Genomic DNA, 13,206 nt, shown 5'->3' with positions numbered 1-13,206 from the left:
TCGTCTAGGCCTCGCCGGTGAAATCCACGTGGATGTGGTTTCCGTCCGGGTCCCAGATGTTGATCTGGACGATTTCGGTTCCCGGCACCGCGCTGCGGCGATACTTGATCCCGCGTTGGTCCAGCATGGCCTGGAAATCCGAAAGCCCGGTCGCCGTAAGCGCGAAATGTTCCAGTTTCAGGTCGACCTCGGATCCGGTCGCCTCGGAGTGCACTTCGACGAGGTGAACGAGCGCCTGCTCTCCGGCGTAGAGCCAGGCGCCGGGAAAGCCGAAATCCGGGCGCGCTCCGGGCGTGAGGCCCAGAACGGCACCGTACCAGTCCACCATCGCCCGCAACTGGTTGGTGCGAAGGTTCACGTGGTCTATGCGGGAAACGCTCATGCCGCTTTCCACTTGATCGAACACCCGATGGACGGCGTCTGGTCGGCTGGGCCACGCCCGGTTTCGGCCACCTGCTTCATCGCTTCGAACAGTTCGCGAGGAAGGTCGTCCGCGCCCGTGCGCATCCCCGACGCATCAAGCCGTCCGCGATATTGCAGGCCCAGATTGGCGTTGTAGCCAAAGAAATCCGGCGTGCAGGCCGCGCCATAGGCCCGTGCGACGTTCTGTTCGGCATCATGCAGATACGGAAAGGGCAGGGCGTGTTCGCGGGCCATTTCGACCATCTTGTCGAACCCGTCGGCCGGGTAGGCTTTGGCGTCGTTGGAACAGATCGCCGCGACCCCGATTCCAAGTGCCTGCAGATCGTGGGCATCGCGGATGATCTTGTCGAGCACCGCCAACACATACGGGCAATGGTTGCAGATGAACATGACCAACGTGCCGTTGGGCCCCGCGAAATCGACGAGCCGGTAGGTTTTCCCGTCTGTGCCGGGCAATGCGAAATCCGGTGCGGGCAGGTCGAATTCGCAGACCGGGGGTGTGACGGCGGCCATTGGGCGACTCCTGTCTCTGGTTCGGATTTCATCTTACCGCAGCGCAATCCGTCGGCCAGCGTGTTTCTGGTTCGCCATGCCTGTCACTTGGGCGTTACAGACCTGACTTACCCCTGCGTCAAACACTGCATCTAGCGGGGCTTGTCACCGGCAGAACGCGAGATATAGTGTTTCCAAGCTGGGGCGGGATGTCCCGCTCTGGTGCCGCAGGTTACGGGCAGACAGGGCGGGAGACGAGTCTTAGATGGACGGTGATTTCAGAACCGAGTTTGTGCGTGCACCCGGCGCGCTAAAACAGCATCCCGCGCTGGTGCTCAATGCCGATTACCGGCCGTTATCCTATTATCCGCTCAGCCTCTGGTGCTGGCAGGATGCCGTAAAGGCGGCGTTTCTCGACCGGGTCGACATCATTGCCGAATATGACGAAGTGGTTCGCAGCCCGACGATGTCGCTGAGGATTCCCAGCGTCGTGGTGCTGAAAGACTATGTCAAACCCCAGAAACGTGTGGCCTTCACCCGCTTCAATCTTTTTCTGAGGGACGAATTCCGGTGCCAGTATTGCGGGTCCAAGGGTGATCTGACCTTTGACCATGTTGTGCCGCGCGCCAGCGGCGGCATCACCAGTTGGGAAAACGTGGTCGCGGCCTGCGCCCCCTGCAATCTGAAGAAGGGGTCAAAATCCTTGCGGCAGGCGGGGTTGAGCCTGCGCAAGCCGCCGCGCCAGCCTTCGGCGCCCGAGCTCATGAACATGGGCCGCAAGTTTCCGCCCAACCACCTGCACGAAAGCTGGATGGACTTCCTCTACTGGGATGCAGAGCTCGAGGCCTGACCCGCGGCAGGTCCGGTTCAACCGGGCAGCAGCAATTTCAGCATCAGCGGGATCGTCGCGACCGCCGCAAGGGTCTGCGCGGTGACCAGCCCGGCCATCAATGTCGCGTCGCCGCCCAACTGGCGCGTCAGAACATAGGCGGTGGGCGCTGTCGGGATGGCCGCGAAGATCACCAGCACCAGGGCCTCGACACCGTCCAGACCGAAAGCCATGCCGATGCCGGCCGCCAGAACGGGCATCGCTATCAGCCGCACGGCTCCGATCCCCGCCAGGTCAGCCGATGCGCGACGCAGCGCTGCCGGTTGCAGCGCCGCACCGACGCAGAGCAGACCCAGCGTCAAGCTTGCCCGACCCAGCAGGTCGAGAACCGTACCGATGCCCCACGGCAGCCCGGTTCCGGCAAGGGCCAGCGCAATCCCCGCAAGACAGGCGAGGATCAGCGGATTGCGCAGGATCGCCCGTGCCATCCGCGCACCGCGGTTGCCGATACCCGCCTCGGTCAGCGCGAGGATCGACAGGATGTTGACCAGCGGCACCGCAACGGCCAGCAGCACCGCCGCCCGCGCCAACCCGGCCTGCCCGGCCAGGCTGGTCGTCACCGCCAGTCCGAGATAGGTGTTGAACCGAACCACGCCCTGCACGATGGGTCCGAACCGCGCGGCGGGCATGGGCCGGACAATGCGAACAAGAACCAGCGCGGACGCAGCCAGCAGGATCACCGTCACCGCCGCCCCACCCATGCGCAACAGCGCCGGATCGGTGACCGGCGCTTGCGCCAGGCTGGACACCAGCAGCGCCGGGAAAAGAACGAAATAGTTGATCCGCTCGGCTTCGGGCCAAAAACCGGGGGCCGGAAAGCCCAGGCGCGCCATCGCGTAGCCGAAACAGATCAGCGCGAAAAGCGGCCAGATCGTCAGCACCAGCACGCGAGATCACCTGTCTTGAGGAAAAAGGGGGCGCATGGAAACACCGCCGGCAACGAAAACGGGCGCGCCGTTTTCCGGCCGCGCCCGTCCGAATTCCTGTATCCCGATATCAGCCGTTGGTTTCGGCGGGTTTGGCAGCCGCCGGAGCGGGGGCGGCCTGCTGCTGGCCGGGCACGGGTTTGTTGCGGCCGCCGCTCAGCGGGTCGTCCTGACGCTGTACCGAGCCTTCGAAATGCGCGCCGGATTCGATGGCGATGGTCTTGTGGATGATGTCACCCTCGACCCGCGCGGTGGCCGTCAGGCGCACCTTGAGGCCCCGCACGCGACCAACGATGCGGCCGTTGACCACGACGTCGTCGGCGATCACCTCGCCCTTGATCGTGGCCGACTCGCCGACCGTCAGCAGGTGGGCGCGGATATCGCCCTCGACGGTGCCTTCGACCTGGATGTCGCCGGTGGTCTTGATGTTGCCGGTGATGTGCAGGTCCTGCGACAGGATCGATGCCGGCGGCTTGGCCTTCGGCGCCGTCGGTTTGAAATCGGACGCGCTCGGGCGCGGCATCTCGGGGGCTGCGGGTTTCGCGGTGTCCTCGGCCTTGGGTCCGGGCTCGTTGATCTTGCTCTTAGAAAACATCGTTAGCAGCCTTGATATAGATCATGGGGTTCACGGGCTTGCCGCCCACGCGCACTTCGTAGTGCAGATGCGTGCCGGTCGACCGTCCGGTATTCCCCATAGCACCGATGCGCCCCCCGCGCGAGACCCTTTGTCCGACCTTCACGTTGATTTTGGACAGATGCGCATAGCGTGTCTCGATGCCGAATTCGTGCTGGATCTTGACCAGGCGGCCATAGCCCGAAGACCAGCCGGCGAAGGTCACGACGCCATCGGCGGTCGAATAGATCGGCGTGCCGTGCGGCGCGGCGAAATCGGTGCCGGCATGCAGGCGGCCCCAGCGATAGCCGAAACCCGACGTGAAGCGGAACGGATCCTTGAGCGGATTGGCGAAAGGCGCCTTCTGCGCGGCGATCCGGTACAGGTTCAGCCGGTCCATCTGGTTCAGGATGCGGTTGGCGCGCAGCGCGTCCTCGGACGGCTCTTCGCCGCGGGTGCTGAGGCTCAGCGGGGTCAGCGGGCCGCCCTGGCCGGAATAGCCCTTGCGGACCTGGCGCAGGATGTTGTCGGGGTCCATGCCGGCGGCTTCGAACATCTTGTCCAACGGCTTGACCGACACGGTCATCGCCTCTTCCAACTGGCGGAAGATCTGGTCGTTCTTGTCTTCCATCGCGCGGATTTCGGCGGCCATCTCGTCGGCGCGGATCAGCGCGTCGCGTGCATCGGCGATCACCTGGTCGCGTTCCGCCGCAGTCTGCGCCAACGCGGCGGAAAGCAGGTCCAGCGTGCTGTCCGCCTCGCCGCCGCCGGCCGAGGCCAGCGCGGTGCCGCCTTCGGCGATCTGGCTTTCCAGCGCGGAAAGACGGTCGCCGATGGCCTGGCGTTCCTTCATCGTGTCGCGCAACGTGGCCTGGATGATGTCTATCCCGGTCTCCATCTCGCGGCGACGGGTTTCGGAATCCAGCAATTCGGATTGCATGACCGAGATCTGCCGCAGGGCCGAATTGAAACGCTCCTGCGCGGCCAGCGCCTCGGCGGCGCGCGCGTCGCGCTCGCGGGACAACTCGTTCAGCCGTTGCTGGTAGGTGATCTGGTCGCGCTTGGCTTGCTCGCGGAAATTCCCGGCGCCGATGCTGTCCATCAGCAGGATGGCGGTGGCCATGATGGTCCAGGCAAGAACCAGAGCCGATCCCGCACAAGCCAGCGCCTGGGTCTCGGATCGCAGTCGGATGAAGCGCGTATCGGTATCGGATCTGAGGAAAAGTCGCCGTTCCGGAAACCAGCGCTCCATGAGCGCATGTATCTTGATCGCGAGACGCGTTCTCACCTGACCGTCCTCTTTCTTTCCCGTCCCAAGGCTGGCGCTCGGTTCCCCCTCCGGCGCCTTGCAGACCGGCCTACCCAGACATTCACGTTTTCGCAACAGTTTTCCGGCCTGATTCGAAACGGGTGGCGATCTGCCGCGCAAATGGCAAAAATCCGCCGATGCCAACGACTTCGTCAGGCCGGTCGATCGGCCAATGGCCAATAGAAATCCGGCGGCAAGCCGGCTTCGGCGCGTTTTTCCTCGTTGAAAGGCGGCTTGAGCGGGCCATGGAAATACCGCCGGACAAGATCGTGGAACACCGCCTTGGGATCCAGATCGTGACGCCCGCACAGGAAATGAAACCATTTCGATCCATAGGCGACATGGCCGACCTCTTCGGCATAGATCGTCTCCAGAGCATCGACCGCAGCGGTCGCGCCGGCCTTGCGGAATATCTCGATCATGCCCGGCGTGACGTCCAGCCCGCGCGCCTCGAGCACCATCGGAACGACGGCCAGCCGCCCCATGAAATCCCGTGCCGTGTCTTCGGCGGCGCGCCACATCCCGGCATGCGCGGGCAGAGCACCGTACTGGCTGCCCATTTCCTCAAGGCAGTCGCACATCAGGTTGAAATGCTTGGATTCCTCGTCCGCCGCCTTGACCCAGTCATCGTAGAATCCGGGCGGCATCGGCACGTCGGCAAAGCGCGCGATGATGTCCCAGTGCAGGTCCACGGCGTTCAGCTCGATATGCGCCACGGCGTGCAGCAGCGCGATCCGTCCCTGCGGGCTGCCGGGCTTGCGTTTGGGCACCTCGCGCGGGTCCAGCAGCGCCGGCCTGTCGGGGCGCGAGGGGCGCAATGGCGGGGCCGCGCGGCCGATCTCGGGCAGGGCGCCACCGGTCCGCGCCTGGGCCCATTCCGCCGCATGACGTCGCGACCTGGCGGTCTTTTCGCGACCATCCGCGGTGGTCAGGACGTCGACCGCCATCTCGCTAAGGCTCAGCATGCCGCTCACCGCCCCTGTCTTCTTCTCTTTTCCAAATACTGCCGGGGGTATGGGGGCAGCGCCCCCATGGCGCAACCCCGCGGCCTGCCCCCGGTGCGCTCAGAGCCCGCGCGCCGCCTCCAGCACCTCCTCGGCATGGCCGGGCACCTTGACCTTGCGCCATTCCCGCGCGATCCGGCCATCGGCGTCGATCAGGAAGGTCGACCGCTCGATCCCCATGAACTTCTTGCCGTACATGGACTTTTCCGCCCAGACGCCGAATTTCTCGCAGACGTCGCTGTTCTCGTCGGACAACAGCGGAACGGTCAGCGACTTCTTGGCCATGAATTTCTCGTGGCTGGCGATGCTGTCCTTCGAAATGCCGAAGACCTTGGTGCCGGCCTTTTCGAAATCGCCTTGCAGCGCGGTGAAGGCCTCGTTCTCCTTGGTGCAGCCCGATGTGTCGTCACGGGGATAGAAGAACAGAACGACCTTGTGGCCGCGCAAGGCGGACAGTGTGACGTCGCCATCGGTCGAGGGCAGGGTGAAATCGGGGGCCATGTCGGACATCGGTGTCTCCTTTGCGGCGGTGGTCGGGTGGGCTAGACTAAGCCCGGACAAGATGCACCGAACAATAAGTCCCGAGGCGCAGGCTTCCAGTGAGCAAAACGGAACCGGATCGCAAAACGCCACGCAGGCCGCGCCCCGCGCGCCGGCGCAAGGGCGGTGTGCTCGCTCTTTTCGCGATGTCCTTGGTGATCGCGGTTGGCGTCGTCGCGGTTTTCGCGGTCACCGAACGGCCGCTGCGCGCGCCCGAATGGCTTCGCGACCGGATCGAGGCCCGACTGGATGCCGCCGTGCCGAACCTTGCCGTGGATTTCGGACAAGTCGCCGTCCGGTTTCAACGCAAGGGTCTGGTGCGCATCGTGCTGACGGACGTGGTGATCCGTAACAGCGGCGGCACCACCGTCGCCGAGTTGTCAGACCTCGAGGCCGCGCTGGCGCCGGTCGCGTTGCTGCGCGGCCAGCCCGTGCTGCGCGAGGCCACGGTGTCCGGAGCTTTCGTCACGCTGGTCCGCAGCCGCGACGGCACGCTGGGCCTCGCACTGGGCGATGCCTTCGCAGGAAGCACGAGAGCGCCCGATCTTCCCTCGCTGATCGCGCAGGTCGACCGGCTGTTCACCGATGACCGCCTCGCGCAGCTTGACCTGATCGAAGCGGACGGACTGACCGTGCGATACGAGGACGCCCGTGCCCGGCGCGGCTGGACCGCCGACGGCGGACGGCTGCGCCTGGTCAGCAGCGGTGGCAGCCTGCGTTTGTCGGGCGACGCGGCGCTGCTTGGCGGGGGCGATGCGGTGGCGACGATCTCGGTCAATGCCGACAGCCCGATCGGAAGCACGGCGGTGTCTTTCGGTATCGTCCTGACCGACCTGCCTTCGGACGACATCGCGACCCAAAGCCCGGCACTGGCCTGGCTCGAGGCGTTGCAGGCGCCGATTTCCGGCGCGCTGCGATCCCGGATGCACGAGGACGGCACGCTGGGCCGCCTGGACGCGACCTTGCAGATCGGCGCCGGGGTGTTGCAGCCCAATGCCCGGACGCGCGCGATCCCCTTCGACGGGGCCCGGACCTATTTCACCTACACGCCCTCCACCGGGACGCTGCGCTTCAACGAGATTTCGGTGCGTTCCGAACTGGGCGAGGCCCTGGCCGAAGGCAAGGCGGTGCTGCGCGGCACCGACCGCGGCTGGCTCGAAACGCTGGAGGGCCAGTTCACGGTGTCGCAAGTCCGGCTGGCCGAAGGACCGCTATACGATCGTCCGGTGACCCTGTCGGGGGCCGACATGGCGTTTCAGCTGGCGCTCGATCCTTTCCGGTTCACGCTGGGCGAATTGCGGGTAACCGACCCCGAACTGCCGATCCGTGCCCGCGGCCGCCTGACCGCGGAACGCGAAGGCTGGAACCTCGCGCTGATGGCGCGTGCGCCGCGGGCGACGCCGGGCAAGGTTCTGGATTTCTGGCCGGGCTGGTTTCGCAGCGGGACCCGTGACTGGGTATCGCGCCACGTCATCGCCGGCGATATCACGAACACCACGTTCCTGTTGCGCGCCGCACCTGGCGAACGGCCCTGGACCTATTTCGATTTCGATTTCGACGCGGCCGAAGTGATCTACAACATGCGGCTGGCGCCAGTCACCGGCGGGGCCGGACGGTTCACGATGGAAGGGCCAAGACTGGCCGTGACGCTGGATCGCGGGCAGGTCCGCGTCGGCGGTGCGGAGCCGGTCGAGGTCGGCGGTTCGACCTTCGTGATCGAGGACGTCCGCCCGAAACCCGCGACCGGAACGCTGATGCTGGCGGCGCGCGGGCCGGTGACGTCCGGTTTGGCCTTCATCGACCAGGAACCGTTGTCGCTGCTGACCAAGGCCGGGCGCGATGCCGGGCTCGCGACCGGGTATGCCGAGGTAACGGGCCGTCTCAGCCTGCCGCTGCGCAGGGGCGTCAAGTTTCCCGACATGGACCTGGTCCTGCAGGGCGATCTGCGCGATGTCGCGTCCGATCGGCTGGTCGAGGGGCGGCGCCTGACCGCCCCGGCATTGACCCTGGATCTGGATGGCGAGGCGATTAGGATCGGCGGCGATGTCGAACTCGGCGGTGTTCCTGCCAGCGGTTCCTGGCGCCTGCCGTTCGACGGCACCGGCGGACAAGTCACCGCCGATGTGCGGCTCACTGCGGAAACGCTGGCCGCCTTCGGCGTGACGCTGCCCTCCGGCATGCTGGCGGGGCGGGGAACCGGGGCGTTGGTCGTCGACCTGCCGCGGGGCGGACCGCCTGCGTTTTCCTTGCAAAGCGACCTGGCGGGACTGGCGCTGGCGATCCCGCAACTGGGCTGGCGTCTGCCCGAAGGCGCGCGTGGGGCGTTCCGGATTTCCGGCCGCCTTGGCAAACCCGTTGCCATCGACGGGCTGACGCTGAGTGGTGGCGGGCTGGACGCGGCCGCCGATATCGCGCTGTCCGATGCCGGAGCGTTCCGGTCGCTGTCGCTGTCGCGATTGCGCATCTCGGATTGGCTGGATGTCGCGGGGTCTCTGACAGCGCGCGGCCCGGGCCAGGCCCCGGCGGTCAGCGTCACCGGTGGCCGGGCGGATCTGCGCGGCGCCACGTTCGGCAGCGGTGGCACCGGCACCCCGGCGGGCGGCGGCGCGCCGGTGCAGATCGCGCTGGACAGCCTGCAGGTCACCGATACGATCCGGCTCGACCGCTTCCGCGGCGCGTTTCGGACCGCACCCGGCCTGCAGGGCGACTTCACCGCCATGCTGGGTGGCCGCGCCCCGATCGAAGGCCAGGTCGTTCCGCAACGGGGCGCCAGCGCCTTTCGCATCAAGGGCGAGGATGCGGGAGACATCCTCAAGGCCGCGGGGCTGCTCAAGACCGTGTCGAACGGCACGTTCGCGCTGACCCTGCTGCCGGTGCGTGGCGCCACCGGCAGTTATGACGGCGCGCTGGAGATCCGCGGAGCGCGGCTGCGCAACGCGCCGGCGATCGGTGCGCTGCTGGACGCGATCAGCATCGTCGGGTTGCTGGACCAGTTGAACGGACCGGGTATCTTCTTTTCCGAGGTCGAGGCCGAGTTCCGTCTCACCCCGCGACAGGTGATCCTGACCCGCTCCAGCGCGGTCGGCCCGTCGATGGGCATCTCGCTGGACGGTTTTTACGACATTGCCAACGGCACCATGGACATGCAGGGCGTGGTGTCTCCGGTTTATGTCCTGAACGCAATCGGCCGTCTGATCGCACGCAAGGGCGAGGGGCTGATCGGCTTCAATTTCAACCTGCGCGGGCCGGTGCAGAACCCCCAGGTCCTGGTCAATCCGCTTTCGGTCTTCACCCCCGGCATGTTCCGTGACATCTTCCGCCGCCCGCCCCCCGAGGTGTCGCAATAGGCCGCGCATGAAGCTTTCCGAGTTCGATTTCGACCTGCCCGAGCGGTTGATCGCCACGCGGCCCGCCAGCCCGCGCTCGTCGGCGCGGCTTCTGGTGGCCGAGGGCGACGCGATCACCGATGCGCATGTTTTCGACCTGCCGGATTGGCTGCGTCCCGGCGACCGGCTGGTGCTGAACGATACCAAGGTCATCCCGGCGCGGCTGACCGGCACGCGGACGCGCCGCGGCACGGCGGGCGAAAGCGCCGCGCGGATCGAAGCCACCCTGCTGGAGCCACGGGCCGACGGAACCTGGACGGCGCTTGTCAAGCCGCTCAAGAAAGTGCGCGACGGCGAGGTGATCCGCTTTTCGGACGAACTCGAGGCGGTCGTGGAGGCGCGCGCGGACGGGCAGGGCCATCTGCGCTTCAACCTCTCGGGCGAGGATTTCGATGCCGCGCTGAATGCTGCGGGTGCCATGCCGCTGCCGCCATACATCGCCGCCAGGCGTCCGGCCGACGCCCGCGACAAGACCGATTACCAGACCATATGGGCGCGCCGACAGGGCGCGGTGGCGGCGCCCACCGCCTCGCTGCATTTCGACGAGGCGTTGATGGCCGCCTTGTCCGCCCGCGGCGTCGCGTTCACCCACGTCACCTTGCATGTCGGCGCCGGCACCTTCCTGCCGGTCAAGGTCGAAGACGTGACCACCCACAGGATGCACGGCGAATGGGGCGAGGTCACCGAACAGGCGGCGGCCGAGATCGCGGCGACGAAAAAGGCCGGCGGGCGGATCGTTCCCGTCGGCACCACCGCCCTGCGGCTGATCGAAACCGCCGCGCGGTCGGGCACGATCGAACCGTTCCGCGGTGTCACCGACATCTTCATCTATCCCGGTTTCGCGTTTCGGGTGACCGACGCCCTGATGACCAATTTCCACCTGCCGAAATCCACCTTGATGATGCTGGTCTCCGCACTGATGGGAACCGAACGCATCCGGCGGATCTATGCCCATGCTGTGGATCGCGAATACCGGTTCTTCAGCTATGGCGACGCGTCTTTGCTGATTCCGCCGACGCAAGCGACATTTCGGGCTTGAAGTCGCGGACGCGACAGGCCACGTCGCGGCGGACATGGCAGCCGCGTGGTCGGCTTGTGTATCACCGGTCAATCAAAGGCGGTATGTCGGTATGCTGAACGTTCTGAGACAGTCATGGGCCCTGCTTCTGGGCATGGGGCTTTTGATGGTCGGGAACGGCTTGCAGGGCTCGCTCTTGGGGGTTCGCGGCCCCGCTGCGGGGTTTTCCGCGCTCGAGATGTCGATGGTCATGTCGGCATATTTCGTGGGTTTCCTGTTCGCTTCCCGCATGGTGCCCGAGATGCTGCGCCGGGTCGGGCATGTCCGGGTCTTCGCCGCGCTCGGATCTTTCGTTTCGGCGGTCCTGATCCTGTTTCCCGCCTTCCAGGACCCGATCGCCTGGACCTTCGGCCGGATGGTGATCGGGTTCAGCTTTTGCGGCCTCTACGTGACCGCCGAAAGCTGGCTGAACAACTCGGCCACGAACGAGACCCGCGGCAAGGCCCTGTCGCTTTACATGATCGTGCAGATGGTCGGGATCATCGCGGCGCAGGCGCTGCTGGTGATCCCCGACCCGTCCGGGTTCCTGCTGTTCGTCATCCCGTCGGTGCTGGTCTCCATCGCATTCGCGCCGATCCTTCTGTCGGTTTCGCCCACGCCGGCCTTCGCCTCGACAAAACCGATGGACCTGCGGGCGCTCTACCGCACGTCGCCGCTGGGCTGCGTGGGGCTTTTCCTGCTTGGCGGCGTGTTCGCGGCACAGTTCGGCATGTCGGCTGTCTATGGCTCGGCGGCCGGGTTGTCGCTGCAACAGATCTCGATCTTCGTGGCATCGTTCTATGTCGGCGCGCTGGTTCTGCAATATCCGCTGGGATGGTTGTCCGACCGGATGGATCGGCGCCGCTTGGTCACCGGCTGCGCGGCCCTGGGCGGCAGTGCGGCGCTTCTGGCCGCGCTGACCGGCGGGCCCTTCAACCTTCTGCTGGCGGCGGCCTTTGTCATCGGCGGTTGTTCGAACCCGCTGTATTCACTGCTGATCGCCTATACCAACGACTTTCTCGATCACGAGGACATGGCCAGCGCATCGGCCGGACTGTTGTTCATCAACGGGGTTGGCGCGATCGCCGGCCCGCTGATCATCGGCTGGGCAATGCAGACGGTCGGGCCGCAGGGCTACTTTCTGCTGATCGCCGCGCTCTTGCTCGCGATGACCGGCTACGCGCTCTACCGCATGACGCAGCGGCGTGCGCCGGCCTCGCAGGACACCGGTGCCTTTGCCGCCCTGACACCGGCCGCCACCGCCGTCGCGGTCGAGGCGGTGCAGGAATATGCGCATGACAAGGCGGAACAGGAACGCGAGGAATGATCGGCGCACTCGCGTCTGGTGGTGAGCGTTGCCCTTGCAACGCGTTGGAAACTGTCAGAAATCGTGACTTGGGAAATGCCGGCCCGCCGGTCTAGGGTGAAAACGGGGAATGGTAACGGTGACGGAGGGCAACACGATGGTTGCACCGGAGGATATCCTCGGCTTCTGGCTGGACGAGATCGGCCCGGATGGCTGGTACAAACAGGATGACGCGCTTGATGGCGACATCCGCAAGCGCTTCGAGGCCACCTGGAACGCGGCGATGGAAGGCCGGTTCGCGCTGTGGCTCACCTATCCCAGCGGCGTGCTGGCCTATATCGTCCTTCTCGACCAGTTCCCGCGAAACATGTTCCGGGGACAGGGCAAGGCGTTCTCGTCCGATCGCTTTGCATTGGCAGCGGCCAAGCAGGCGATCCACCGAGGCTGGGATCTCAAGATCGACGCACCGGCGCGTCAATTCTTCTACATGCCTCTGATGCATTCGGAAAACCTGTGCGACCAGGATCGCTGCGTGCGCCTGATGAAGGAACGCTTGGCCGGGTCCAGCAACCTGTTGCATGCCCGCGCCCATCGCGAGGTGATCCGCGATTTCGGCCGTTTTCCGACCCGCAACGAGGCCTTGAACCGGCACTTCACCGAAGCCGAGGCACGCTATATCGCCGAAGGCGGCTACGGCGCGATGCTCCGCCGCCTGCAGGACGAGGCTGCCTGAGTCAGCGCTCCAGCTCGGCGATCAGGGCCTTCATCTCGGCGATCTCGCGACGTTGCGCCTCGATGATCTCACGCGCCAGTTCGGCGACCCGGGGATCGTCGATCCGGGCGCGCTCCGACGTGAGAATCGCGATGGAATGGTGCGGGATCATTGCCTTCATCCACGCCACGTCGTCGACGCCCGACTGGCTGCGCACCATGTATAGCGCCGCGCCGAACACTGTCATGGATGCCGCCAGAACTGCCAGTTTGCCCTTGGTTCCGGGATACATCGTCCACATGAAACCCAGCATCACCACGGCCATCGCTGCACCCATATACAGCGCCATCCAGGCGCGAGTCTGGCTGAAGAACACGTGATCGACGGCATAGCTGTTGAGATACATCAGACAGAACATCAGCACGGTCGAACAAACGATCATGGCGGCGAACCGGGTGTGGCTCTGCATGGGCTCTCCTTTGCGCGGTTGTCTCCCGACAACGTCCGGCCCGCTCTTCCGGTTCCGGCAGAACGATTGATGCCACCTGC

Annotated in this window: 13 protein-coding genes; 5 read left to right on the top strand and 8 right to left on the bottom strand. The window is 65.7% G+C overall.

From position 1 onward, the window contains the following. Positions 1-4 precede the first annotated feature (4 nt). Together KUH32_RS15790 and KUH32_RS15785 are read right to left on the bottom strand one after the other, a co-directional pair. The gene (locus tag KUH32_RS15790; protein WP_217779555.1) at positions 5-382 is read right to left on the bottom strand and encodes a VOC family protein; all 378 of its coding nucleotides are present in this window, start codon (positions 380-382) and stop codon (positions 5-7) included. Beyond that, the gene (locus tag KUH32_RS15785; RefSeq protein ID WP_217779554.1) at positions 379-936 is read right to left on the bottom strand and encodes a thioredoxin family protein; all 558 of its coding nucleotides are present in this window, start codon (positions 934-936) and stop codon (positions 379-381) included. Before KUH32_RS15785 ends, KUH32_RS15790 begins: the two co-directional genes overlap by 4 nt. Before the next feature lie 244 nt (positions 937-1,180). Here KUH32_RS15785 and KUH32_RS15780 point away from each other — a divergent pair, with 244 nt between their 5' ends. Continuing rightward, positions 1,181-1,765 carry an HNH endonuclease gene (locus KUH32_RS15780; RefSeq protein ID WP_217779553.1) on the top strand — a complete coding sequence of 195 codons (585 nt, stop codon included), beginning with the start codon at positions 1,181-1,183 and terminating at the stop codon, positions 1,763-1,765. Positions 1,766-1,782: 17 nt separating this feature from the next. On the opposite strand, the gene KUH32_RS15775 is transcribed toward KUH32_RS15780, so the two are convergent. From KUH32_RS15775 to KUH32_RS15755, 5 genes are all read right to left on the bottom strand, one after another. Continuing rightward, positions 1,783-2,691, bottom strand: coding sequence for an AEC family transporter (locus KUH32_RS15775; protein ID WP_217779552.1), 909 nt, complete (start codon positions 2,689-2,691; stop codon positions 1,783-1,785). A gap of 109 nt (positions 2,692-2,800) precedes the next feature. Then, positions 2,801-3,325: a bactofilin family protein gene (locus KUH32_RS15770; RefSeq protein WP_217779551.1), complete on the bottom strand. Its 525-nt coding sequence runs from the start codon at positions 3,323-3,325 to the stop codon at positions 2,801-2,803. Beyond that, positions 3,315-4,631 (bottom strand): DUF5930 domain-containing protein, encoded by a 1,317-nt coding sequence (locus KUH32_RS15765; RefSeq protein WP_217779550.1) that lies wholly within the window; start codon positions 4,629-4,631, stop codon positions 3,315-3,317. The genes KUH32_RS15770 and KUH32_RS15765 overlap by 11 nt, the downstream gene beginning before the upstream one ends. A 173-nt stretch (positions 4,632-4,804) precedes the next feature. After that, positions 4,805-5,617: a ferritin-like domain-containing protein gene (locus tag KUH32_RS15760; RefSeq protein WP_217779549.1), complete on the bottom strand. Its 813-nt coding sequence runs from the start codon at positions 5,615-5,617 to the stop codon at positions 4,805-4,807. 99 nt (positions 5,618-5,716) lie between these two features. Continuing rightward, positions 5,717-6,166, bottom strand: coding sequence for a peroxiredoxin (locus KUH32_RS15755; protein WP_217779548.1), 450 nt, complete (start codon positions 6,164-6,166; stop codon positions 5,717-5,719). Positions 6,167-6,324: 158 nt separating this feature from the next. Between KUH32_RS15755 and KUH32_RS15750 the strand changes: the two genes are divergently transcribed. The 4 genes from KUH32_RS15750 (at position 6,325) to KUH32_RS15735 (ending at position 12,678) form a co-directional block, all read left to right on the top strand. Next, positions 6,325-9,543, top strand: coding sequence for an AsmA-like C-terminal region-containing protein (locus KUH32_RS15750; RefSeq protein WP_348541129.1), 3,219 nt, complete (start codon positions 6,325-6,327; stop codon positions 9,541-9,543). A gap of 7 nt (positions 9,544-9,550) precedes the next feature. Continuing rightward, positions 9,551-10,621 carry a tRNA preQ1(34) S-adenosylmethionine ribosyltransferase-isomerase QueA gene (queA, locus tag KUH32_RS15745; protein WP_217779547.1) on the top strand — a complete coding sequence of 357 codons (1,071 nt, stop codon included), beginning with the start codon at positions 9,551-9,553 and terminating at the stop codon, positions 10,619-10,621. A 91-nt stretch (positions 10,622-10,712) separates the two neighbouring features. After that, a complete protein-coding gene (locus KUH32_RS15740) occupies positions 10,713-11,966 on the top strand; it encodes an MFS transporter (protein ID WP_217779546.1) in 1,254 nt (417 codons plus the stop codon). Between the two features lie 136 nt (positions 11,967-12,102). Next, positions 12,103-12,678 carry a DUF924 family protein gene (locus KUH32_RS15735; protein ID WP_217779849.1) on the top strand — a complete coding sequence of 192 codons (576 nt, stop codon included), beginning with the start codon at positions 12,103-12,105 and terminating at the stop codon, positions 12,676-12,678. Position 12,679: 1 nt separating this feature from the next. On the opposite strand, the gene KUH32_RS15730 is transcribed toward KUH32_RS15735, so the two are convergent. Continuing rightward, complete coding sequence (locus KUH32_RS15730; protein ID WP_254899184.1) at positions 12,680-13,126, bottom strand: DUF305 domain-containing protein; 447 nt, start codon at positions 13,124-13,126, stop codon at positions 12,680-12,682. Positions 13,127-13,206: the final 80 nt, after the last annotated feature.

The sequence above is a fragment of the Thalassococcus arenae genome (assembly GCF_019104745.1).
GTDB classification, from domain to species: domain Bacteria; phylum Pseudomonadota; class Alphaproteobacteria; order Rhodobacterales; family Rhodobacteraceae; genus Thalassococcus_B; species Thalassococcus_B arenae.
Note: the sequence above shows the minus strand (reverse complement) of the source record. Positions and strands in the feature narration are given on the sequence as shown.